This is a genomic window from Dactylosporangium sp. CS-047395 (genome assembly GCF_050942185.1).
Classification (GTDB): domain Bacteria; phylum Actinomycetota; class Actinomycetes; order Mycobacteriales; family Micromonosporaceae; genus Dactylosporangium.
The window spans coordinates 2,869,969-2,892,787 of the sequence record NZ_CP192015.1; the positions used below are offsets into that span (position 1 = coordinate 2,869,969).

The window sequence follows — 22,819 nt, forward strand, 5'->3', positions numbered from 1 at the left end:
CCGCCGCGGGGCGGCCGTAATCTTGCACCGTGGGGGTCGTCGGTCGGCGGATACGCTTCGCGATCCGGTTGTTGCGCGACTGGCGGCTGACGGTCGCGTGGGCCAAGTCACTGCTGCGCTCCGGCGTGACGAGCTTCGTCGTCCTCGCCGTGGTGTTCTGGGCGCTACCGGGCGTGACGGCCACCGGCGGTCCCTGGGCCCTCGTCGAGCTCACCGTGCTGCTCGCCGTGATCGGCACCGTCATGCGGCTGGTGCTGCTGGGCGTGGCGGTGCTCGTCGGCGGGGTCGGCGTCCTCGCCGTCGGCGTGATCATCCAGGCCGTCGTCATGTTCACCGCGCTGCGCCTGGCCGACGGGGTCACGGTCGGCTCGTTCGCCGACGCCTGGATCGCCAGCTGGCTCGCGGCCGCGCTCACCGCCCTGATCAACTGGCTGGCCGACGCCGGGTCCGAGGACGTCTTCCTCGGCCAGGCGCTGCGCCAGATGGCCCGCCGCCACCGGGGCATCCCGGCCACCGAGCCGGGCGTGCTCATCGTGCAGCTCGACGGGCTCTCGGCGCCGCTGCTGTCCTGGGCGGTCAAGGCCGGCAACCTGCCCAACCTGGGCAAGTGGGTGCGCACCGGCAGCCACGCGATGCGCGCCTGGCACACCGGCATGCCGGCCACCACGCCCGCCAGCCAGGCCGGGATCATGCACGGCGACTTCACCCAGATCCCGGCGTTCCGCTGGTACGAGAAGGACGGCGCCCGCCTCGTCGTCACCAACCGCCCGCGCGACGCCGCCGACGTCGAGGCCCGCATCACCGACGGGCGCGGCCTGCTCGCCGACGGCGGCGTCAGCATCAGCAACGTCTTCTCCGGCGACGCCCCGACCAGCCTGCTCACGTTCAGCAACGCCGCCCTGCCCGGCCGGTCCGCGCGCGGCTACCTCGCGTTCGTGGCCAGCCCCTACGGCTTCGCGCGGGCGCTGGTGCTCTCGGTCGGGGAGATGCTCAAGGAGGTGCAGCAGGCCCGCCGGCAGCGCTTCCGCAACGTGTACCCGCGGGTGCCGCGCACCGCCGCGTACGTCGCCCTGCGCGCGGTGACCAACGTGCTGCTGCGCGACCTCAACGTCTCGCTCATCGCCGAGCAGATGAGCCGCGGCGCCCCGGTCATCTACTGCGACTTCGTGGACTACGACGAGGTCGCCCACCATGCCGGCCCGCTGCGTCCGGAGGCCCTGCAGACCCTGGAGGGCCTCGACCGGGTGCTCGGCACGCTCGCCAAGCTCGCCCGGGTGGCCGGCCGCGACTACCAGATCGTCGTGCTGTCCGACCATGGGCAGAGCCAAGGAGCGACGTTCAGCCAACGGTACGGCGTGACGCTCGAACGCCTCGTCGCCGACCTCGCCGGCAACGGCGTCGAGGCCGCCGCCCACGGCCCGAACGACGAGGAGTGGGGCCGGGCCAACACCCTGCTGGCCGGGGTGTCGCACCAGACGCGCTCGTGCGGGCCGGTCACCGACGGCCCCCGCGGCGAGGTGGTGACGATCGCGTCCGGGAACCTGGCCATGCTGTACCTCACCGACGTCCCCGGCCGCGCCACCCTCGCCGAGGTCGAGTCGCTGCGCCCGGGCCTCGTCGAGGGCCTGGCCAAGCATCCCGGCATCGGGCTCGTGGTCGTCGGCACGCCGGACGGCCCGGTGGCGATCGGCCCGGCCGGGCGCCACCACCTCGACGGCGGGCGCGTCGAGGGCGACGACCCGCTGCTGCCCTACGGCCCGTCCGCCGCCGCCGACCTGCTCGCCCACCAGGCCATGACCCATGTCGGCGACGTGGTCGTGGTGAGCCGGGTCGATCCCGGCACCGACGAGGTGGCCGCGTTCGAGGAGCTCGTCGGCTCGCACGGCGGCATCGGCGGCTGGCAGACCGAGGCGATCCTGGTGCACCCGGCCGAGTGGCCGGCCGCCCCGACCGAGCTGCGCGGCCCGGTCGCCGTGCACGAGCAGCTGGTGGCCTGGCTGGACGAGCTCGGGCTGCGCACCCCGGTGCCCGCGCCGGCGCCGCGCGAGAAGGATCTTCCCTTGTCCGCCAGAGTTCGAGGTGTTTAGATCGCTGCATGTCTGAGGACGCCTTACGGCCCTGGAATTGGGAAGACCCGCAGGAGCTGGCGGTCACGGTCGACTCGTTCACCGAGGACCTGGCCCGGGTCGAGAAACTCGCACCGGAGTTCGCGGCCGAAGTCCTGGAGCGCGCGCACTTCGACCGCCTCGGGCTGACCGGCATCGAGTTCGCCGCGTTCAAGACGAACCACCCGCGGGCGCTGGGCACCGACCTCGTGTCGCTCACCGCGGGCGACGGCACCCGGACCGAGGCCGGTCAGGTGTACCGGGTGGACGACACGGCGTACTTCATGGAGATGGACATCACCGGCGCGCTGCCGGTCGCCGACGACACCGTCGACTGGGTCTACGCCGAGCACCTCATCGAGCACGTCACCCTCAAGGCCGGCATCGCCTGGCTGACCGAGGTCAAGCGCATCCTGCGCCCCGGCGGCCTGCTGCGGATCACCACGCCGGATCTGCGGGTGTACGCCCAGGCCTACGTCAACGACGACGGCTTCTTCGGCAAGCACCGCCGCCGGATGAACCGCGCGCTCACCGGAGTGGCGCCCGCCATGCCGGCCCGCGGCGCGTTCATGTTCAACCAGCTGTTCTACGTGTACGGGCACCGCTGGCTGTACGACCGCGAGGAGCTCACGTACGCGCTCACCGCGGCCGGGTTCGCCGAGGACGGCATCGCGGTGCGGGCCTACCGTGACGGCGCGATCCCGGACGTCGCCGACCTGGACCAGGTGCTGCGCAACGACGAGACCATCTACATCGAGGCTACGGCGTGACCCCGGCGTTGGTGTCGTTCTCCTGCACCGAGCGCTGACGCCGCTTCTCGACCCAGCCGGCGATCTGGCCGGCCGCCAGCACGACGATGATCGCGCAGACCACGCCCTGCCACGGCTGCGGGAAGACGTTGCGGCTGAGCAGGCCGATCGCGGAGTACGTGGCCGACCACAGCAGGCACGCGGCGATGTTGGAGACGATGAACGTACGCCACGACAGCCCCACGATCGCGGCCGCCAGCAGCACCGGGATCCGCCCGCCGGGCACCAGCCGGGACACCAGCAGCGCGGTCACCGGCCGGCGGTGCAGCCGCTCGCGCACCGTCTCGGCGAGCTTCCACGGCTGGCGCAGCAGCTTCAGCCGCCGGGTCAGCGCCTCGCCGCCGGCCCGGCAGATGGTGAACGTGATGGCGTCGCCGACGTACGCCCCGAGCCCGCCGACCGCGATCACCACCGGGACCGCGAGCGGGCTGTAGTGCGCGCCCAGCACCGCGGTCGCGCTGACCGCGGCCCCGGTCGGCAGCACCGGCACCGTCGAGCCGACGGCGACGATCCCGAACATGATCGCCACCGCGGTGACGAGCCCCCCGAACGTGATCATCACGAAACGGTCAGGCTCTCGCCGGGCGCGAGCACGCGCACGTCGGTCTGCGGCGCCGCGCTGCGGGTGAACTCCTTGAACTCGTCGCCGGGCCGATGGAACCGGTCGGGTCGCACCCGCCCGCAGCCGATCGGCCACAGCGTGCCCCAGTGGATCGGCACCGCCTGCCCCGGTTCGACCAGGCGCATGGCCTCGGCCGCGCGGCCCGGGTCGAGGTGACCGGGGCCGAGCGTCCAGCCCCAGCCCCAGACCGGTACCAGAGCCAGATCCACCGGACCGATCTCCTTCATCTCGTCGAACAGCCCGGTGTCGCCGCCGAACCAGGCCGAGCGGTCGCCGGTGACCACGTAGCCGAGGGCCACCGCCCGGATCTTCGACTTCGGGGTGCGCCCGCCGTCGTGCGCGGCTGGCGTCGCCCGCACCGTCACGTCCCCGACCTTGGTCTCCTCGCCCGCCCGGAGCTCGACGAAGTCCCGCTCGCCGAGCTTGGCGCGCAGGAACGCCGCCGCCCCGCGCGGCACGATCAGCTTCGTTTCCGGCGGCAGCGGCCGCAGGGACGGCAGGTCGCAGTGGTCGGCGTGCAGGTGGGACACGACGACCGCGTCCGGGGCCCGGTCGAGCCGCGGGCGCGGCCCCCGCCGCCGGTGCAGGTGCGCGAGCCGGTCGCGCAGCACCGGATCGGTCAGGATCGTGACCCCGCGCTCGCGGATGGCCACGGTCGCGTGTCCCCACCAGGTGACGTCCATGCAGACATTATGAGCAGGGACTACACCGTTTCGCTGACGGCGGGCTCGGCGGCCGGCTTCGGCGCCTCCGCGCCGGGCTTAAACCGTTTCGCTGACGGCGGGCTCGGTGGCCGGCTTCGGGGCCTCCCATGCCGGGCGGCCGGTGCGTACCACGAGCAGCACCAGTACCGCGGCGGCCAGCGCCACGAACCCGGCGATGGCGACGACGTGGTTGACCGCGTCGGTCGGGGCGTGCCGGCCCTCCAGGCGGTGGGCGAAGACCGAGCCGAACACCGCCACGCCGAGGGCGAAGCCGAGCTGGCGGAACGTGTTCACCGCGCCGCCGGCCATGCCGCTGCGCTCGTGCGGGACGGCGGCCAGGGCGGCCGAGGCCATCGTCGGCAGGACCGCGGCCACGCCCAGGCCGACCACGATCAGACCCGGAATGAGCGCCGTGCCGGTCGACGCCGGGGTGAGCCGGGCCTGCATGAGCGCGCCGGCCCCGATGAGCAGCAGGCCGATCCCGATGGTCCAGCGCGGGGCGACCCGCTGCAGGAACCGGCCGGCGAGCGCGCCGCCGACGAACGAGGCCGCGCTCATCGGCAGCGCCCCGACCAGGCCGGCGTCGACCGGGCCCTTGCCGAGGAACTGCTGCAGCCAGACCGTGGTGAACGGGAGGTACGCGAAGGCGGAGGCCTGTGCGAGTACCGCCGCGACCATGAGCGCGCTGAAGGACGGCTTCGCGAACAGGTGCAGGTCGAGCATCGGGTGGTCGGTGCGCCGCTCGACGACGATGAACGCGACGAGGGCCGCGGCGCTGACGGCGAAGGCGGCCAGGGTGCTCGGCGCGGCCCAGCCGGCGTCGCCCCCGCGGATCAGGGCGAACGTGACGGCGGCGGCGCTGAGGGTGAACGTGACGGTACCGGCGAGATCGAGCTTGTGGTTCTCGCTCGCCCGCCCGTGCGACTCGGTCACGCCGCGCACGGCTTCGGGCGCGCGGCCGTGGGACTCGGTCACGCCTCGGATGGTGAACCACAGCGCCAGCAGGCTGACCGGGAGGTTGACCAGGAAGATCCAGCGCCAGCCGAAGTGCTCGGTGAGCAGGCCACCGGCGATCGGGCCGGCCGCGGCGGCGGCGCCGTTGACGGCCCCCCAGATCCCGAAGGCCACGCCCCGGTCCCGGCCGGTGTAGGCGACGCTGAGGATGGCCACGGTGGTGGCGAGCATCGCCGCGCCGCCGAGGCCCTGCAGGAACCGGGCCGCGATGAGCAGTCCCGCGTTGGGGGCGACGGCGCACACCAGCGAGGCGGCGGCGAACACGACGGTCCCGGCGAGGTACACCTTCTTGCGCCCGTGCCCGTCGGCGAGCGCACCGGAGGCGAGCAGGACCGCGGCGAGGGCGAGGGCGTAGCCGTCCAGGACCCACTGCAGCCCGCCGAGCGAGGTCCCGAAGTCGCGGGAGATAGCGGGCAGGGCGACGGTCACGATCGTGACGTCGACGAGCAACATGAACGTGCCGATGGACACGGCAGTCAGGGCAGACCATTTGCGCATGCGGTCGAATCTGCGGCGTCCGCCTGGTTCTGCATATGTTTTTTCCTCCTCGCGGCGGATTCCGACGCGCGCTACCGTCTCCTGGTGGAAGTCGACACGCTCGACCGGGGGATCATCGACGCGCTGCGGCTGGACGGGCGGGTGGCGTTCAGCGCGCTCGCCGAGATCCTGGGCGTCTCCGACCAGACGGTGGCGCGGCGGTACCGGCGGCTGCGCGACGGCGGCCTGCGGGTGGCCGCCCTGCCCGACGGGGTCCGGCTCGGCTACGACATGTGGATGATCCGGCTGACCACGACCCCGGACAGCGCGGGCGCGATCGCCGACGCGCTGGCCCGCCGGCCCGACACCACGTGGGTCACGCTGGGCTCGGGCGGCACGGAGGTCACGTGCGTCGTACAGAATCCGGGAACCGCCGACCGCGAGCAGTTGCTGCTGCAGAAGCTGCCGCGCACGCCGCGCCTGGTGTCGGTGCGGGCGCACTGCCTGATGCACCACTTCGCCGGCGGCCCGGTCGGGGGCGAGGCGCGGAACATCTCGCTCTCGCCCGATCAGGTTTCGCTGCTGCGCTACCCGGCGCCTCCCGCGGACGCGGTGGCCGTGCTGAGCGACGAGGACCGGCCGCTGCTGGCCGCGCTCAACCGGGACGGGCGGCTGGGCTTTCCGCAGCTGGCGGCGGCGACGGGCTGGTCCGAGTCGACGGTGCGGCGCCGCCTCGACCACCTGCGCGCCACCGGGGCGATCTTCTTCGACGTCGAAATGGAGCCGGCGCTGCTGGGCTACCGGGCGCGGTTCCTGCTGTGGCTGACCGTCGCCCCGGCGCACCTGGCCGCGGTGGGGCAGGAGCTGGCCCGGCACGAGGAGGTCGTGTTCGTCGCGGCGACGACGGGCGAGACGAACCTGATGGCCACGATCATCTGCCATGACATGGCGGAGTTGTACACGTACGTGACCGGCCGCATCGGCCCGTTGCCCGGCGTCGAGCGGCTGGAGTCGGTGCCCGCCCTGCGCCACGTCAAGCAGGTCGCGGCGGTGCTCTGAGCGCCTACGCCGGGCTGAAAATGTGGAACGAGTCCGATTTGCTGCGTTTCGCGGTGTACATCGCACTGTCCGCCTGCCGCAGCAGCTCGTCCGGCAGCGAGGCCTCGTTGGACAGCGCGACGCCCACGCTGGCGCTCGCCGGCAGCGAGTGCCCGTTGACGATGACCGGCCGGTCGATGGACTCCACCACCCGCTCGGCGATCCGCACCGCCGCGTAGAGGTCCGGCAGGTCCTCGGCGACCACCACGAACTCGTCGCCGCCGAGCCGCCCGACGGTGTCCTCGAGCCGCACGCAGTGGGTGAGCCGGCCCGCGACCGCGCGCAGCAGCTCGTCGCCGGCCTCGTGCCCGAGGGTGTCGTTGACCGGTTTGAACCCGTTGAGGTCGAGCAGCAGCACCCCGACGTGCCGGCCGGTGCGTCGCGCCCGGGCCAGGGCCTGCACCAGCCGCTCGCCGATGAGCACCCGGTTGGCCAGGCCGGTGAGCGGGTCGTGCAGGGCGCGCACGGTCAGCTCGGCGGTCAGCGCCGCCCCGTCCAGGGCCAGCGCGACCTGGGTGCGCAGCGTCTCCAGGGCCCGGCGCAGGTCGGCGTGCAGGGTGCGCTCGGCGGTGACGACGAGGACGCCGAAGAACCGGCCGTTGACGACCAGGGGCAGCACCAGCGCCGTGCGGCGGGACTCCACCCCCGGCACCCCGAGCTCGGCGATCGAGCCGAACCCGAGCACCTCCCCGGCCTGCATGAGCGCGCGCAGTTGCACGGGCGGGGCGACCCGCCGCCCGACCAGCCCGGTGTCCGTCCCGTCGAGGTCGGTCCCGGCCGCGGCCGTCACCACGAGCTCGTCGACGTCGGCCACGAGCAGGACGGCCAGCGCGTCCGGGGTGTCGACCAGCAGCGCGGCCGCGCCCTCGACGGCGAGGTCGTGCACGGCGTGCACGTCGCCCGCGGTGAGCAGGCCGGTGCCGATGTCGGCCAGGATCTGGTCGCGGACCATGCCCTTGCGCAGCTCGCCGAGGGTGCCGTCCAGCTGTTTGACGAGCCGCGCGTGTGAGCGCAGCGACACCGCCTGCCGCGCCAGCACCACCCCGTTGAGCAGCAGCGCGACGATCGGGACGGCCCAGCCGTGCGGGTCGGCCCGGTTGCCCCAGGTCGCCAGCAGCGCCGCGTCGAACGAGCCGACGGCCAGCAGCGACACCCACGTCACCAACCGGCCGTTGAGTTCCACACCGGGCTTATCGGCACGCCGGGCGCCGGCCGCTAACGTTTTCCCGCCGCTTGCCGATGTCAGGTCGTGCACAATACCGCGCGGACGGCGACGCGACGCCTGCTTCACGGGATCGTCGCGTGCCTGCTGGCCGCAGCTACCTGGGCGACGCTGTACGCGCTGGGCGTACCGCTGCCGAAACAGATCCTGTGGGTGCTGGGCCCGCTCGCCCTCGGCCTGTCGGCGCGCGTGATCTGGCTGGCCGGCGAGGTGCCCGGGCTCGCCGGCAGCGCCCGCCGGTTCTGGCACCGCTTCGCCCTCGCCGCCGCGCTCGTCACCGCCGGCACCGCGATCCTGACCCCGGCCCGCCTGAGCCCCGACGCCCCGGACGCGGCACGGCTCACCCAGATCGCTGCCCCGGTGCTCGTCCTGAGCATCCTCATCGTCCTGTACTCCCTGCTGCGCCTGCCGGTGCGCACCCAGACCCGGGCCGAGTGGGCCCGCCTCGCCCTCGACGGGCTGACGGTGCTCGTCACCACCGCCCTGTTCCTCTGGCACCTCGCGCTGCGCCCCCTCGCCGAGCGCGACGGCGACGTCCTCGCGGTCGTCGGGCTGTCCCTGGTCGGCACCGCGTGCCTGCTCACGCTCGTGGCCGTGCTGAAGGTCGTGATGCTCGGCAGCGGCACCGTCAGCCGCCGCTCCATGGCCCTGCTCGCCGCGGTGCTGGTCGCCGGCGGCCTGGGCTCCGGGGTGTCCGCGCTCGTCGCCCCGTTCCCGCACCTGAGCGGCCTGCAGTCGATGCCGACGGTGGTCGAGGGCCTGCTCCTGGCGCTCGCCGGACGGGCCCAGTGGCGCCCGGCCGACGCCGGCCGGGACGTCTCCGCCCACCGCCCGTACAGCAAGCTGCCCTACTACGCCGTCGGCGCGACGCTGGTGCTGCTGGCTTTCGTGGCGTACACCGACCACAAGGACATCGCCGCCGTGGCCACCGGGGCGATCGCGGTCAGCGCCGTCGTCGGCGTCCGCCAGCTCCTCGCGCTGCGCGACAACCAGCGCCTGCTGGCCGAGGTCCGCGCCCAGGAGCAGCAGCTGCGCCACCAGGCCACCCACGACGCGCTCACCGGCCTGGTCAACCGCAACCATTTCACGGACCTGCTCGGGGCCGCCCTGGAGCGCCCGCACCCGACGGTCGTGCTCCTGATCGACCTCGACGACTTCAAGCTCATCAACGACACCCTGGGCCACGCCGTCGGCGACGACGTGCTGACCACGGTCGCCGAGCGCCTGCGCGGCGCCGTCCGCCACGACGACGTGGTCGCCCGGCTGGGCGGGGACGAGTTCGCGGCGATGCTGTACGACGTGACCTGCGAGCACGCCACCGGCGTGGCCGAGCGCATCCGCGACGTCCTCACCACCTCGGTGCAGGCGTCGGGCCACGAACTGCTCGTGCGGGCCAGCGTCGGCGTGGCGACCTCCGTGCCCGGCGACGCCGTAGACACCCTCCTGCGCAACGCCGACCTGGCCATGTACGCGGCCAAGGAGCGCGGCAAGGGCGGCCACTTCGTGTACGTGCCGGGCATGACGACCCGCATCGTCGCCCACGCCGAACTCGGCGCCCGCCTCCGCGACGCGATCGACGCGGGCCAGCTCTACCTGCAGTACCAGCCGATCGTCCGCCTCGACAACGGCCGCACCGCCGGCACTGAGGCCCTGGTCCGCTGGCGCCACCCCGAGCTCGGCGTCATCCCGCCCGGCGACTTCATCCCGGCCGCCGAGCAGACCGGCCTGGTCGTCCCGCTGGGCCGCTTCGTGCTGCGCGAGGCGTGCGCCCAGCAGGCCCGCTGGCTGCACGAACTGGGCGACGCCGCGCCCGCCTATGTTTCCGTCAACGTCGCCGGCCGCCAGCTCACCGACCCCGACTTCGTCACCGACGTCCTGGCCGCCCTCACCGACGCCGGCCTCGACCCGCGCCACCTCACCGTCGAGGTGACGGAGACCGCGGTGGTCGACGAGGCCGCGATCGCCGCCCTGCAGGCCCTGCGCGACCGGCACATCCGCGTCGCCCTGGACGACTTCGGCACGGCCGCCTCGTCGCTGGGCCTGCTGCTGACCTGCCCGGTGACCGCCCTCAAACTCGACCGCTCCTTCGTCGACGAGATCACCACGGTCGCGCGGCAGGAGGCGGTGGCCACGGCCGTCATCCGGATGGCCCAGGCGCTGGACCTGGACACCGTCGCCGAGGGCATCGAGACCGAGGCGCAGGCGCGCATGCTGCGGAGCCTCGGCTACCGGTACGGCCAGGGCTTCTTCTACTCCCGCCCGCTCGCCCCCGAGGACGTCGCGGCGCGGGCCACGACGGCCGCTCCTGCTTTCGCGGGTCTGGCGGTGCACCACTCGGCCTAGCCCTGTATCGGTCCTCTGCCTCGGTCGGTCGTGGCGATTCCCGAGCCATTCGTCTTCTTGCCTACATCTATGCGTACCGAGAACGATCGCCATTCATGGAACGCATCACGGTGACCTTCGAGGGCGCGGGCGCCGGAACCGGCAATCTGACGTGGGGCCAGCAACAGGTCTTCCAGGCCATGCGGGAGCTGAACACCTCGATGAGCATGGGCGGCGTGGTCCCCGTGCACGACGGCCGCACGGTGCCGGACTTCGTCGAGGAACTGCGCTTCTTCATGACCCGCTACCCGGCGATGCGCACCCTGCTGCGGTACAACCCGGACGGCACCTACTCCCAGGAGACGTTCGCCAAGGGCACCGCGTACCTGGAGGTCCACACCGCACCCGAGTCGGACGCCACTGTCCCCTCCGCCAAGGCAACCTCGTCCCTGATCCCCGCCGAGGCGGCCGCGATGGCGGTCTCCCCGGCCGCGGAGGCCCTGGCCAACGAGGTCTTCGCGGCGTGGAAAGCACGTATCTTCGACTTCACCAACGAGTGGCCGATCCGCATGGCCGTGATCCGCGCCGGTACCGACGGCCCGGTAACCCACGTCCTGGTCGAGGTGACCCACGTAGCCACGGACGTGACCGGCCTGGCCACCATGATCCGCGAGTTGTCGGAGCGCTCCACGCTCGGCTCGTCGCCTGCGACGGGCCCCTTGGGCTCGTCGCCCGCGATGGGCCCCTTGGGCTCGTCGCCCGCGATGGGCCCTTTGGAGATCGCCGCCCAGCAGGAGGCCGCGACCCGCCAGACCGACCACGCCATGCGATACTGGGACACGCAGCTCCGGCTGATCGACCCCCAACGCTTCCCGGCCGGTCACCACTCCTACGAGGGCGACCGCTTCCGCCAGCTGGTCTGGACCTCCCCGGCCCTGCACCTCGCGAGCGAACGCCTGGCCGCGCTCCTGTCCATCGACACCGCCCCGGTCCTCCTGGCCGCGTACGCCGTAGCCTTCACCCGCGTGGTCGGCGGCGCCCCGTTCGCCTCGCAGGTCATCATCAGCAACCGCTTCCGCCCCGGCCTGGCCACGGCGGTGTCCCCGTTCGCCCAGAACGGCCTGGTGGTCATCGACCCCCGAAACGCCACCGCCGCCGAGGTCGTGTTGCGAGCCCGCCAGGCCTCGATGAGCGCCTCGAAGTACGCCTACTACGACCCGTCCGTCCGCCAGTCCTTGATCGACCAGATCGGCAAGGACCGCGGCGAACCGATCGACTTGCAGGTCTTGTACAACGAACGCCGCCTGGCCCTGCGCCCACCCCAGAGCATCCCGGCGGAGTCGGCGATCCTGGCCCTGCAGCCCGAAACTTCGGTGACCCGCGAAACCACGTTGCCGTTCTTCAACGAAAAACTCATGTCCAACATCGACGACGTGCCCAACACCCTCCAGATCACTACGGAGGTGGATACGGCTTACCTTTCGGTGGGTGAGGTTTTGCGCCTCCTGCGGGAGATGGAGCACTTCACCGTCACGGCCGCCCTGGACCCGACTACCCCAGCGCTACCCTGACGCCGCCGCCCATCTTCCAACCGCACTCCTGCCGCTCGCAGACCGTCCTTCGGCGCCCCTCGCGGTCCCTGCGCGGCTGCGATCGGGCCATCATCTTGCGTCGCTCCGACCTTGGGCTGCTTGGCGCGTCGGGCGCTGCGCTGGTGCTCGGCCTGGGCTGCCCGCGCTGTCCGAGCTGCTGTGCGGTCCGGCCGCTGTGCTCGGTCCTCTGCCCTTAGCTGCGTGCGCTCTCACAGCCCTGCCATACGCGCCCGCTCCTCGGCCTCGTCCTGCCCCAGCGCATCGAGCCCGTCGAGCGCCCACTTCTTCGCGTTGAACAGCCGAATCCAAAGCCCAGCCGCCCACGCCGCCCGCACCTCGTCGCCGCTGAATGCTCTTCCACAAGCCCGCTGGTACCCGTCAAGGAACCCAGCGCTCTCCTCCACGGTGGCCCCCAACCGCCCATCACCGGCCGGCCACATCGCCGCCGCCACGCCCACGATCACCGCCTCGGGCTCGGCCACCACACTGTCCCAGTCATGCACCGCCAACGGCTGATCCCCACGCCACCAGATGTTGTGCGCCTCAAAATCACAGTGCCCAACCACCGGCTCCGCCACAAACCGCCCCAGCGCCCGCCGTACCTCAACCGCCGCCGCATCATGCCAACTCGCCACCAGATGCAGATCGGCATCCCGATCATCAGGCCACGGCCAGATCGCCCCGTCCTCGTGGTACCACCGAATCCAAGCCGGCGCCGGCGCCAACGAAGGCGTCTCCCCAACCCGCGGCGCCATCCTTATCAACCGAGCCAACAACGCCGAGAACTCCCCAGCACCCGGCCCCTGCACCGCCCCACCTGCCAACTCGGCCATCTCGGCGCTCAAGGCCAACTCCCCGAACCGCGTAGGCCCGGCGATCAACTCCGGACAGGGAAAGCCCGCCCGCCACAAATGCCGATGCACGAACGCGCACCCCGCCAACCGCTCCTCCGCCGCCCGAGCCTTCACCACCACCGTCCGCCCGTCGGCCAGCCGCAGCACGTGCACCACAGCCAGATGCCCGGTCCGCAACACCGTCTCGACCACCGGACTCCCAAGCCAGACCCCGATCTCGTCCGGCGGAATCATCACCACGCCGGCCATGCCCGCACCTCGCGAGTCTTCGTTCCCCGGAACGCTCCGTCACGCGCGCTTGGCGGAGTCGTCGCACCGGCAGCCTCGTCGGCGGTCGCGTTGTCGTCGGTCGCGTTGTCCACAGCGTCGTCGTCGATTGCGTTGTCGGCGCCATCGTCGTCGGCGGTCGCATCGGCCTCGGCGATCTCATCGGCGTCGGTGGCCGCCAGGGCGCTGCGGGTTGGCGTAGACCCGTGAGCAACCGCGTCCCGGAACGCCCAGGAATGCACTTGCAGCGAAGTCATCGCAACGGCCGTCATGCCCGCCCCCTGGGCGTCGTCGCTCCCTGGAACACCCCGTCACGCGCGCTCGGCGGAGTCGTCGCACCGGCACCCGCGTTGTCGGCGGTCGCGTCGTGGGCAGCCCCATCGTCGGCAGCCGCCTCGACCTCGGCCAACTCGTCGGCGCCGGTGACCGTCAGCTCGCCGCGGACCGGCGTAGGCCCGTGCGCGATCGCGTCCCGCAACGCCCCGGCCGCCAGCGCCTCGGCGAGGGCGTCGCCGATCGGGGAGGAACGCGCTGGCGGCGGCCTCATCGCAACGGCAGCCATGCCAGCACCTCGCGGATCTTCGCGTCCCAGAACGCCCAGTCGTGCTCGCCCGGCGAGAACTCGGACCGCAGTGGAATTCCGAGCCTGTCGCACGCGTCGCGGAACTTCACGTTCCCCACGTACAACGGGTCCTCCGTCCCGCACGCGGCGAACAGCGGTGGCGGGTTCGCGACGGATTCGAGCAGGTGCAGCAGGTCGTTGTCGGTGCCCGCGATCGACGGCGGGTCGCCGAAGATGCGTTCCCACATTCGCGGGTCGCCGGCGATGAAGAGCTCGCGCGCCCGGGTGGGCAGGTCGAGCACGCCGGACAGGCTGGCCGCGGCGCCGAAGCGGTCGGGGTGGCGCAGGGCGAGCTTGAACGCACCGTACCCACCCATGGAGAGTCCCGCCACGAAGGTCTTGGCGGGATCGTCGGTGATGTGGAACAGGCCGCGGGCCTTGCGCGGCAGCTCCTCGGCGACGAACGTCCAATATGGACGGCCCCACACCTCATCGGTGTAGAAGCTCCGCTCGACCTGTGGCATGACGATCGCGAGCCCCAGTTCCGCGGCGTAGCGCTCGAGCGAGGTGAAGCGTGTCCAAGCGGTGTCGTCGTCGCTGAGGCCATGCAGGAGGTACAAAACGGGGAGAGGCGTCGTCGAGTCGGGCAGTAACGCGGTCATCGAGGTCGCGACCCCGAGTGCGTCGGAGGAGAAGTCGCATCGGATCCGTGCGATCGTCATGATTCCACTATAGCAGAGTTAGGTGGTAGCTGTCTGCCCCGCCGGCGGTCCGTGAGGCGACGGGCCTTCACGCGGGCCCCGCAATCCTCCATCGAGCACCACCGCCGTGTGTGGTTGCGGCTGCGGTCCAGGAACAACCACCCGCAGCCGCCCTCGTCGAGCGGGCAGGCGCGCAGGTCGGCGACGTTCTCCGTGGTCAGCAGGTCGACGGCGATCGCGGCGAGCCGGTCCTGCACGGCGAACGGGGCCACGTCGCCGATCCGCAGGCGCGCGGCCGTCGGCGAGTCGACCGAAGGGGTGAGGGCGGCCCGCGCGACGGCGGCCGAATAGCGGGTGCTGAGCTGCTCCAACGCGGGCTGCAGCGGTGCCGTGGACCGCTCGTCGTCCATGCGCGTCAGCAGCACCGCATAAAGCGCCTCCCGAATCCCCAGCGCCGCGGCCAACGCCTGCTCGCCGTGCCAGACCGACAGGATGTCGCTCACTTCCTCCGGCTCCACGACCCCGGTGCGCTCGGCCCACCGCAGCAGGTCGAGCGGCGTTTTCAAGTGCTCCTTCTCCGGTACTGCCTGAGGCACCCGCGGTTCGACCGTATTCACCAGGTCGAGCGCGGTGTGCCCTCCCACGAGGCGGAGAACGGGCTTGTCCGACGACTCCATGTGTGCGATGCTACCACCGTCAAAGGCTTTACTGGAATCCTCGGAATGGGAGAGCACTCATGCTCGAACACCGACGCGCAAACCTGGCCCTGGCCGCTCTGTCCATCTCCACCTTCACGTTCGTCACCACCGAGATCCTGCCTGTCGGGCTCCTGACGCTCATGGCCGACGATCTGCACCGCTCGAGATCCGAGGTCGGCCTGCTCATGACCGGCTACGCGGCGGTGGTCGTGCTCATGTCATTTCCGCTGGCCCGCCTGACCCAGCGCTTCCCGAAACGCCTGCTGCTGGGCGTCACGTTGGGGGTCTTCTCCGCCGCGACCCTGTTGACAGCACTCGCCCCGGGCTACGAGGTGCTCCTGGCCGCCCGTTTGGTCGTCGGCCTGACCCAGGCCCTGTTCTGGTCCATCATCGCCTCGACGGCGACCGGCATGTTCCCCCCGTCCCAGCGCGGCCGCACGGTAGCGCGCATGTCGATCGGCGCCGCCCTGGCTCCAGTCCTCGGCGTACCGCTCGGCACCTGGCTCGGCCAACAAGCCGGCTGGCGCGTCGCCTTCCTGGTCATGGCCGCCGTCGGCGTCGCGACCTGCGCGATGGTGGTCGCCCTGGTCCCGCGCACCGCCCCCGAGGCCGAAGCCGCCTCCCGCGGCTCGAGCCCGTCCCGCCTGCGCTACGTCCTGCTGATCCTGTGCACCGCGATCGGCGTGACCGGCGCCCTGACCGCGCAGACCTACATCACGCCCTATCTGCTCGACGTCACCGGCTTCGCCGCCACCACGCTGGGCCCCCTGCTCCTGGTGACAGGCTGCGCCGGCTTCCTGGGCACCCTGGTCGTGGGCCGCTTCCTCGACCGGTACCCGTGGCCGGCCCTCCTCGCCCCGCTCGCCCTCATCGTCCTGTCACTGCTGATGCTCTACGCCCTCGGCACCCTGAAGGCCCCCGCGATCGTGGCCCTGGCCCTGAACGCCTTCGCCTACAGCGCCATGGCCGCCGCCGTCCAGAACCGCATCCTCATGGTCGCCCCAGGGAGCACCGACCTGGCCTCAGCCGGCGGCAGCTCAGCCTTCAACGTGGGCATCGCCACCGGCTCCTTCCTGGGCGGCGTCATCATCGACCACTCGACCGTCCGCACCGTAGCCCTGGCCGGCGCCCTGATCGCCGCGCTGGCGGTCCTCCTCCTGCTGACCGAACCCCACCTGGCCCGCCGCCGCTCCACCGCGCCCGCACCCGAATCCCAAACCGACGCGACTTCGGCCGCCCTACAGCAAGCCGTGGCATAAGCGGCGCTGCGTTCGGCCGGGGCGGCGCTTGTAGTGGGGCCGCAGCCCGAGGCGACGAGAGCCCGGCCGTCTTGCGGCGAGTTGTGGCGCAGTGGGCCGCTGCGTCCGGCGAGGGCGGCGCTCGCGAACGGGCCGTTCCGTCTGGGTGAATCCCGAGCCTGGTGGAAGCGCGGCGGCGCTTGAAGCGGAGCCGCAGTCCGAGGTGGCGCGTGCTCGGCAGCCGTGCGGCGAGTCGTGGCGTAGTGGGCTACCGCGTCCGGGCGAGGGCGGCGGTCGCGACCGGGCCGTTCCGCCTGGGCGAGTCCCGAGCCTGGTGGAAGTGGGCTCGGCGGGAGAATCGTTGCGCCGGGGATTGCGATCGTCCGCCAGGGAGGCCGTCGCGCGGTCGCGAGGACGCCGTTGCGCCGAGGCTTTGTTGCGCGAGGAACGTTGCTGCGGCGGAGGGCCGCCGTCACGGTCGAGGACGCCGTGGTGCGCCCGGGAGATGGCGTCGTGGGTCGAGGACGCCGTAGTGCGCCCGGGAGATGGGCGTCGTGCGCCGAGGACGCAGCTGCGCTGAAGGGCCGGAGCGTCGGCGAGTCCCATCGCGAGCCCGGGGGACGTCCCAGCTAGCGACGCATGCGAATCGCCGCCGTGGTGTGCCCAGGGAGATGGCGTTGTGGCCGAGGACGCGGCTGCGCCGAAGGGCCGAAGCGTCGACGGAGATCAGTCCGGGCGGCGGCCATCAAGCCGGTGGTGGGCGTTCGGTGCCGCAAAGGAGCCGAGCGCCGTCGGACGGAGCAGGGGTAGGGGCAGGGCGGGAAAGCCCTATTCAACGTAAGAACGCAGTCGGGCGTCCGGTGATGCGGAATACAACTGTTGCTCGATGTCGGGTAGTCGACAAAATCGCCGGTATTGGAGTGGTTCAAAAAAGAGATCCGGAAATGCCCTGTCGGATCCGCTACATCGGGGGTTGGTCCGAGCGGGCGGCTGGCGCGCCGCACGGCGCTTGAGCTGGGGAAACGATCATGTGGTGGGGATTGATGACGGCACGTTCGGGTGGTCCGCGAGATCGCATTCTGTGCCTACCATCGGCATTGCCGGAAAAGCTGAACCGGAAAAGTTGAACAAGCACCGGACCAAACACCCAGGATTCAAGATCGGAGGCCGGGTCGTTGCTGGACACCGTTGTGCCCCGATCGGCGACGCCCGGAGCTGAGGTCCAGGCCGCCGCGCCCAGCCGGGCCCAGCGCCGTGCCGAGCGGCGGCGGGTCAAGGCCGAGGCGAAGCTCGCCGAGACGCACCGTGCCTATGAGGACTGCAACGAGCTTGCCGGACCGCTGACCACCCCGGGCAGGGCGCAGCATCCCGTCGTGTACCGGCATGTCGGCGGGGCCTGGCGGCGGGTGATGCTGTCGCTGCTGATCGCGCTGAACTTCTTGACCGGGTTCGTGTTCGTCGGGTGGCTGCTGCTGCCGGAACACATCCCGGGCGACGACGCGGGGGACTGGCACGTCATCGTGGCGCGGGTCGCGTTCTGCTTCGTCGTGCTGGTCGAGGCGGTCCGGATGCTGCAGAACCTCGCGGTCTGGGTGTTCGCCTGGCGGGCCCGCGATCCCGTGCCGATGGTGGCCGAGCGTGGGCTGCGCATCGCGATGCTCACGACCATTGTGCCGGCCAAGGAACCCATTGACGTCGTTGAGCGGTCGCTGCGGGCGATGCAGCGGGTGCGGTACGACGGGAAGGTCGACATCTGGATTCTCGACGAGGGTGACGATCCGCGGGTGAAGGCGATGGCCAAGCGGCTCGGCGTGAACCATTTCAGCCGCAAGGGGAAGCCCGAGTTCAACCAGGAGCACGGGGCGTTCCGGGCCAAGACGAAGTCCGGCAACCACAATGCCTGGCGGGCGACGCACGAGCACCGGTACGACGTGGTGGCGCAGATGGATCCCGATCACGTGCCGCTGGAGAGCTTTCTCGAGCGGACGCTGGGGTATTTCCGCGATCCCGATGTCGCATTCGTCGTGGCGCCGCAGGTGTACGGCAACATGTACAGCAACTGGGTCGTGCACGGCGCCTCGGTGCAGCAGTACCTGTTCTCGGGGCTGATCGAGCGGGGCGGCAACGGGCTCGACGCGCCGCTGCTGATCGGGACCAACCACCTGTACCGGCCGCTGGCTTGGGCTTTGATCGACGGGTATCAGGACTCCATCATCGAGGATCACCTGACGAGCATGGTCGTCATGGGGGCCAGGAATCCGCTCACGGACCGGCGGTGGAAGGGCGTCTACACGCCGGACGTCGTCGCGGTGGGTGAGGGGCCGACGAGCTGGACCGACTACTTCAACCAGCAGAAGCGGTGGGCGTACGGCGTGTGGGAGATCCTCCTGCGCGCCCGCCCGCATCTGAAGCAGCTCGGCGGGGCGCAGAAGATCAGCTACAGCCTGGTCCAGTCGTACTACCCGAGCGTCGCCCTGTCCGCGGTGAGCGGGATCGTGGCCACCGGCGTGTACCTCGGGCTCGGGATCAACGCCGCGACGATCGAGTGGCGGTGGTGGCTGGGGCTGTGGGCGGCCAGCATGGGCAGCTGGGCGATCCTGTGGCTGTGGCTGCGCCGGTTCAACCTGGCGCGGCACGAGCGCAAGGAGATCGGGCTGCACGGGATGGCCCTCGCGCTGTTCGCGGTGCCGATCTACGCCGCGGCCGGGCTGGCGGCGCTCGCCCGGCGGCCGCTCGCCTACGCGGTGACGGCGAAGGGGCGGCTGCGCAGTGTCGACGGGCCCAGGACGTTCCGCACGCACGCGATCTGGGCCCTGGTGGGCGTCGCGCTGCTCGCGGTGAGTGGCATCATGGGGTACAACTCGATCGCCCTTCGCTTCTGGGCGGCGGTCAGCATCGTCGTCGGGGTCCTCCCGCCCCTGATCGCGTATGCGACCTATCTGCGCGAGCGTGGCGTCGAGGTGCCCGAGGCGGACCCGGTGACATCCGGGCTGGTCATCACCGTGCGGGCGACGGCCGCCAGCGCCACGGCCATCGACGATCTGCCGACCGTGCGCGGGTTCCCGGCCGTGCCGCACGCCGGTTATCCGCTGCCGCAGCAAGCCGTCGCGCAGGGGAGCGCCGCGTGATCACCCTGCCCCGGCTCATGCTCGCCGCGCTCGTGCTGATCGGCGGGTACGTGTTCGTGATCGCCCCGCGCGTCGAGGCGTACACGAGCACGACCGCCGGCTGGCAGGAGCAGCTGGCCGAGCCGGTGCCCAGCTTCACGCCCGCCGCGCCCGACCCGCGCCGCCGCCCGGAGGTGTTCCCGCAGGCCGGCACGGCGTTCTTCGGCGTGTTCACGGACAAGGGGCCGGGCGACCTGACCGACTACAACGGCTTCGTGCAGGCGGCCGGCAAGGGCCCGCAGGTCATGATGTTCGCGTCGGGCTGGGGCGCGGAGAAGCACTTCGACCGCCAGCCGTTCGACCGCATCGTCAACCGCGGCATGCTGCCGATGCTGGGCTGGGAGCCGTGGGACTACCGCGCCGAGTCCAAACAGGACAAAGACCGGGGAACGCAGCCATCGTACCGCCTGTCGAAGATCGCCGGCGGCCAGTTCGACGGCTACCTCGAGGAGTGGGCGAGGGGGATCAAGGCGCTGGGGTACCCGGTCGCCATCCGCTTCGCGCACGAGATGAACGGCTACTGGTACCCGTGGGGCGAGTCCGCCAACGGCAACCGCAGCGGCGACTACGTGGCCGCCTGGCGGCACGTGCACGACCTGTTCGCGCGGATCGGTACCAACAACGTCTTCTGGGTCTGGAGTCCCAACGTCGTCTACGAGAACTCGACGCCGCTGTCGGAGCTGTACCCCGGCGACGACTACGTGGACTGGGTCGGCCTGTCGGGCTACTACGGCACCGCGGGCATGGAGACGTACCAGACGTTCGACCAAATCTACCGCCCGACCCTCAACGAGCTCAAGTCGCTGAGCAAGCGCCCGATCGTCGTCACCGAGACGGCCGCCACCGACAAGCAGGGGCGCAAGGCCGACTGGATCACCGACCTGCTGCAGACGCTGCCGAAGCACCCGGAGATCATCGGCTTCCTGTGGTACGAGTCGGTCAAGGAGACCGACTGGCGCATCGCCGCCACGCCCGCCGCGTCGGCCGCGTTCGCGCAGGGGATCGCCCAGCCGTACTTCGCCGCGCGCTGGGACCCGGACATGACCCCGCGCCGGAGCATCCCGGTCGCCTCCGCACCCAGATCGAATTAGGAGCAGCGTCGTGGTGAGCCCCACGCCCGGCGGGTACGTCGTCGGCATCGACCTCGGCACGTCGAACACCGTCGCGGTGATCCGTTCGCCCGACGGCCGCCGCCGCCCGGTGCTGTTCGACGGCGCCCCGCTCATGCCCTCGGCCGTGTTCCGCACCGACGACGGGCACCTCGCGGTCGGCCGCGACGCCCAGCGGCTGGCCCAGCTCGACCCGGGCCGCTACGAGCCCAACCCGAAGCGCCGCATCGACGAGCCCTCCGTTCTTCTGGGCAACGATGGTGTACCCACGGTGCAGCTGCTCGCGGCAGTGCTGCGCCAGGTCGCCGTCGGGGTCGCCGAGGTGACCCGGTTCGCGCCGCCGGTCGTGCTGACCTATCCCGCCTCCTGGGGCCAGACCCGGCGCAAGGCGCTGCACGACGCCGCCCTCGCCGCCGGCTTCACCGACGTCAGCATGCTGCCCGAGCCGGTGGCCGCGGCCCGGTACTTCATCAGCGCCCTCAACCACCCGCTGCCCCCCGGCGAGGCCGTGGTCGTCTACGACTTCGGCGGCGGCACGATCGACATCGCGGTCGTCCGCAACGACCCGCAGGGCTTCACCGTCATCGGCTCCGGCGGCCTGGAGGACATCGGCGGCCTCGACTTCGACGCCGCGCTCGTCGAGCGGCTCGGCGAGGTCCTGCAGGCGTCGCAGCCCGAGGTGTGGCGGCGGCTGCAGCAGCCGCAGACCGCGCAGGAGCGCCGCGACCGCCGGCTGTTCTGGGAGGACGTCCGCGGCGCCAAGGAGATGCTCTCGCGCACCACGGTCGCGCCGGTGAGCGTCCCCGGCGTCGAGTCGGCGCTGCACCTGACCCGCGACGAGCTCGAGCAGAAGATCGGGCCGATGATCGCCCGGACCGTCGCCGAGACCGCGCGCGTCGTGCGCGACTGCGGGCTGGAGCCCAACCGGATGGCGGGGATCCTGCTCGTCGGCGGTTCTTCGCGGGTACCGCTGGTGGCGCGCATGCTGCACCGCGAGCTCGGCGTGGTGCCGACCGTGCTGGAACAGCCGGAGCTGCCGGTGGCCGAGGGCGCGGTCGTGCACCCGTCGGAGCTGACCACGGCGGGCCGGGTGCCGGTCGCCTCGGGCACGGCCTCGGTCCCGATCCCGGTCAGTGCCCCGCCCTCGGGCACCCTCTATAGCGCAGCGTTCCCGGTCTCGGCGATGCCGGCCCCCATTTCCGCGCCTCCCGTGCTCATGACCGCGGCTCCCGTTTCGCCGGCGGTCGTGCCACAGGTCGCCGAGCAGCCTCCTAAGAAACGGCGGACCGCGCTCATCGCGGGGGCGGTCGCGCTGGTGGTGCTCGTGGCTGGAGGGTTCTTCGCCTACCGGGCGTATCTCGCGAGCCAGCTCCTCGGGGACTGGAAGAAGCTCGTGGACGTCCCGGGCAGCGTGGCCTTCGAGGGCGCGGGCGCGGCGGTGGTCGGGCGGCAGCTGTACGTCATCGGCGGCCTCACCGCGGGCAACAACCGGCGGCAGCTGGACTCGGTCTGGATCTACTACATCGACCGCGGCACCTTCACCGAGGGCCCGAAGCTGCCGCACCCGCTGAGCCACATGAGCGTCGTCGTCGACGGGGTCGGCAGCATCTGGGTGCTCGGCGGGCTCGCCGCCGAAGGCGCCACCGACGAGGTCTGGCAGCTCAAGACCGGCGCCAAGGAGTGGGAGGAGGGGCCGAAGCTGCCCGGCAAGCGCACGTCCGGCACCGCGCTGTACGACGCCAACGGCATCGTCTACGCCGGCGGCACCGGCACCGACCACAACGCGACCGACACCATCTGGACCCTGGGCTCGGGCGGCTGGTCGACGATCGGCAAGATGTCGGTCGCGCGGGACAAGCTCACCGCGGCCACCGACCGGGCCGGCCGGGTCTGGCTCATCGGCGGGCGGCGCGGCGAGGGCCAGGCCGCCCTCGACACGATCGACGTGCTGCAGAACCGCACGCTGATCGACGAGCACCCCAAGCTCGACCACCCGCGCGAGGGGGCGGCCGCGATGATGATCGACGGCATCGGCCTGTGCGTGCTCGGAGGCAACAACGGCCAGGAGGTGTACGACTGGTGGTGTGAGGACGGTTCGAAGACGTCCACGCTGCCGACGCAGGAACTTCCGCGGGCCGGGCAGGCGGTCGCGGCCTCCGACGGCGTGGTCTACACCGTCGGCGGCTACAGCACCGCCCGCAAGCTCGACGGCAGCTTCGACGTGCAGGCCTTCACCTACGCGAAGTGAGCGTCACAGC

18 protein-coding genes are annotated in these 22,819 nt (G+C 71.7%); 9 read left to right on the plus strand and 9 right to left on the minus strand.

Annotation, left to right across the window (positions count from 1 at the left end):
• Nucleotides 1-29: 29 nt before the first annotated feature.
• Together ACQP00_RS13400 and ACQP00_RS13405 are read left to right on the plus strand one after the other, a co-directional pair.
• On the plus strand, nucleotides 30-2,087 hold the full coding sequence (locus ACQP00_RS13400) for an alkaline phosphatase family protein (protein ID WP_433218778.1): 2,058 nt from the start codon (nucleotides 30-32) through the stop codon (nucleotides 2,085-2,087).
• Between the two features lie 8 nt (nucleotides 2,088-2,095).
• Complete coding sequence (locus tag ACQP00_RS13405) at nucleotides 2,096-2,875, plus strand: class I SAM-dependent methyltransferase (RefSeq protein WP_433218779.1); 780 nt, start codon at nucleotides 2,096-2,098, stop codon at nucleotides 2,873-2,875.
• Here ACQP00_RS13405 and ACQP00_RS13410 read toward each other — a convergent pair.
• The 3 genes from ACQP00_RS13410 to ACQP00_RS13420 all read right to left on the minus strand — a co-directional run bounded on the left by ACQP00_RS13410 (nucleotide 2,865) and on the right by ACQP00_RS13420 (nucleotide 5,752).
• A complete protein-coding gene (locus ACQP00_RS13410) occupies nucleotides 2,865-3,473 on the minus strand; it encodes a DedA family protein (protein WP_433218781.1) in 609 nt (202 codons plus the stop codon). The genes ACQP00_RS13405 and ACQP00_RS13410 overlap by 11 nt on opposite strands.
• Nucleotides 3,473-4,219 carry an MBL fold metallo-hydrolase gene (locus tag ACQP00_RS13415; protein WP_433218783.1) on the minus strand — a complete coding sequence of 249 codons (747 nt, stop codon included), beginning with the start codon at nucleotides 4,217-4,219 and terminating at the stop codon, nucleotides 3,473-3,475. The genes ACQP00_RS13410 and ACQP00_RS13415 overlap by 1 nt, the downstream gene beginning before the upstream one ends.
• Before the next feature lie 78 nt (nucleotides 4,220-4,297).
• Nucleotides 4,298-5,752 carry an MFS transporter gene (locus tag ACQP00_RS13420; protein WP_433218785.1) on the minus strand — a complete coding sequence of 485 codons (1,455 nt, stop codon included), beginning with the start codon at nucleotides 5,750-5,752 and terminating at the stop codon, nucleotides 4,298-4,300.
• 84 nt (nucleotides 5,753-5,836) lie between these two features.
• On the opposite strand from ACQP00_RS13420, the gene ACQP00_RS13425 reads away from it, so the two are divergent.
• Nucleotides 5,837-6,790 carry an Lrp/AsnC family transcriptional regulator gene (locus tag ACQP00_RS13425; protein ID WP_433218787.1) on the plus strand — a complete coding sequence of 318 codons (954 nt, stop codon included), beginning with the start codon at nucleotides 5,837-5,839 and terminating at the stop codon, nucleotides 6,788-6,790.
• Between the two features lie 4 nt (nucleotides 6,791-6,794).
• Here ACQP00_RS13425 and ACQP00_RS13430 read toward each other — a convergent pair whose 3' ends face one another.
• Nucleotides 6,795-8,012, minus strand: a complete 1,218-nt coding sequence (locus tag ACQP00_RS13430) for a diguanylate cyclase domain-containing protein (RefSeq protein WP_433218789.1) — start codon at nucleotides 8,010-8,012, stop codon at nucleotides 6,795-6,797.
• Nucleotides 8,013-8,078: 66 nt separating this feature from the next.
• Here ACQP00_RS13430 and ACQP00_RS13435 point away from each other — a divergent pair, with 66 nt between their 5' ends.
• Nucleotides 8,079-10,394, plus strand: coding sequence for a putative bifunctional diguanylate cyclase/phosphodiesterase (locus ACQP00_RS13435; RefSeq protein WP_433218791.1), 2,316 nt, complete (start codon nucleotides 8,079-8,081; stop codon nucleotides 10,392-10,394).
• A 95-nt stretch (nucleotides 10,395-10,489) separates the two neighbouring features.
• Nucleotides 10,490-11,944, plus strand: a complete 1,455-nt coding sequence (locus ACQP00_RS13440) for a hypothetical protein (RefSeq protein WP_433218793.1) — start codon at nucleotides 10,490-10,492, stop codon at nucleotides 11,942-11,944.
• A gap of 230 nt (nucleotides 11,945-12,174) precedes the next feature.
• Here ACQP00_RS13440 and ACQP00_RS13445 read toward each other — a convergent pair whose 3' ends face one another.
• Genes ACQP00_RS13445 through ACQP00_RS13465 form a run of 5 tightly spaced genes read right to left on the minus strand, consistent with a single transcriptional unit; the run spans nucleotide 12,175 to nucleotide 15,026 of the window.
• Nucleotides 12,175-13,068 (minus strand): hypothetical protein, encoded by an 894-nt coding sequence (locus tag ACQP00_RS13445; RefSeq protein WP_433218795.1) that lies wholly within the window; start codon nucleotides 13,066-13,068, stop codon nucleotides 12,175-12,177.
• Nucleotides 13,053-13,358: a hypothetical protein gene (locus tag ACQP00_RS13450; protein ID WP_433218797.1), complete on the minus strand. Its 306-nt coding sequence runs from the start codon at nucleotides 13,356-13,358 to the stop codon at nucleotides 13,053-13,055. Before ACQP00_RS13450 ends, ACQP00_RS13445 begins: the two co-directional genes overlap by 16 nt.
• Nucleotides 13,355-13,648 carry a hypothetical protein gene (locus ACQP00_RS13455; protein ID WP_433218799.1) on the minus strand — a complete coding sequence of 98 codons (294 nt, stop codon included), beginning with the start codon at nucleotides 13,646-13,648 and terminating at the stop codon, nucleotides 13,355-13,357. The genes ACQP00_RS13450 and ACQP00_RS13455 overlap by 4 nt, the downstream gene beginning before the upstream one ends.
• A complete protein-coding gene (locus ACQP00_RS13460) occupies nucleotides 13,630-14,364 on the minus strand; it encodes an alpha/beta hydrolase (protein ID WP_433223840.1) in 735 nt (244 codons plus the stop codon). Before ACQP00_RS13460 ends, ACQP00_RS13455 begins: the two co-directional genes overlap by 19 nt.
• Nucleotides 14,365-14,366: 2 nt before the next feature.
• Entirely contained in the window at nucleotides 14,367-15,026 is a 660-nt protein-coding gene (locus ACQP00_RS13465; protein WP_433218801.1) for a CGNR zinc finger domain-containing protein, read from the minus strand.
• Between the two features lie 59 nt (nucleotides 15,027-15,085).
• On the opposite strand from ACQP00_RS13465, the gene ACQP00_RS13470 reads away from it, so the two are divergent.
• From ACQP00_RS13470 to ACQP00_RS13485, 4 genes are all read left to right on the plus strand, one after another.
• The gene (locus tag ACQP00_RS13470) at nucleotides 15,086-16,306 is read left to right on the plus strand and encodes an MFS transporter (protein ID WP_433218803.1); all 1,221 of its coding nucleotides are present in this window, start codon (nucleotides 15,086-15,088) and stop codon (nucleotides 16,304-16,306) included.
• Between the two features lie 1,169 nt (nucleotides 16,307-17,475).
• Nucleotides 17,476-19,413, plus strand: a complete 1,938-nt coding sequence (locus tag ACQP00_RS13475) for a glycosyltransferase family 2 protein (protein WP_433218805.1) — start codon at nucleotides 17,476-17,478, stop codon at nucleotides 19,411-19,413.
• Complete coding sequence (locus ACQP00_RS13480; RefSeq protein ID WP_433218807.1) at nucleotides 19,410-20,543, plus strand: glycoside hydrolase family 26 protein; 1,134 nt, start codon at nucleotides 19,410-19,412, stop codon at nucleotides 20,541-20,543. The genes ACQP00_RS13475 and ACQP00_RS13480 overlap by 4 nt, the downstream gene beginning before the upstream one ends.
• Nucleotides 20,544-20,553: 10 nt before the next feature.
• Nucleotides 20,554-22,809, plus strand: a complete 2,256-nt coding sequence (locus ACQP00_RS13485) for an Hsp70 family protein (RefSeq protein WP_433218809.1) — start codon at nucleotides 20,554-20,556, stop codon at nucleotides 22,807-22,809.
• Nucleotides 22,810-22,819: the final 10 nt, after the last annotated feature.

Bases quoted from the DNA above. Each gene is read 5' to 3' on its own strand.
- ACQP00_RS13405 (WP_433218779.1), top strand. From the start codon at position 2,096: ATGTCTGAGGACGCCTTACGGCCCTGGAATTGGGAAGACCCGCAGGAG.
- ACQP00_RS13465 (WP_433218801.1), bottom strand. From the start codon at position 15,026: ATGGAGTCGTCGGACAAGCCCGTTCTCCGCCTCGTGGGAGGGCACACC.
- ACQP00_RS13445 (WP_433218795.1), bottom strand. From the start codon at position 13,068: ATGGCCGGCGTGGTGATGATTCCGCCGGACGAGATCGGGGTCTGGCTT.
- ACQP00_RS13420 (WP_433218785.1), bottom strand. From the start codon at position 5,752: ATGCGCAAATGGTCTGCCCTGACTGCCGTGTCCATCGGCACGTTCATG.
- ACQP00_RS13455 (WP_433218799.1), bottom strand. From the start codon at position 13,648: ATGGCTGCCGTTGCGATGAGGCCGCCGCCAGCGCGTTCCTCCCCGATC.
- ACQP00_RS13450 (WP_433218797.1), bottom strand. From the start codon at position 13,358: ATGACGGCCGTTGCGATGACTTCGCTGCAAGTGCATTCCTGGGCGTTC.
- ACQP00_RS13470 (WP_433218803.1), top strand. From the start codon at position 15,086: ATGCTCGAACACCGACGCGCAAACCTGGCCCTGGCCGCTCTGTCCATC.
- ACQP00_RS13410 (WP_433218781.1), bottom strand. From the start codon at position 3,473: ATGATCACGTTCGGGGGGCTCGTCACCGCGGTGGCGATCATGTTCGGG.
- ACQP00_RS13440 (WP_433218793.1), top strand. From the start codon at position 10,490: ATGGAACGCATCACGGTGACCTTCGAGGGCGCGGGCGCCGGAACCGGC.
- ACQP00_RS13415 (WP_433218783.1), bottom strand. From the start codon at position 4,219: ATGGACGTCACCTGGTGGGGACACGCGACCGTGGCCATCCGCGAGCGC.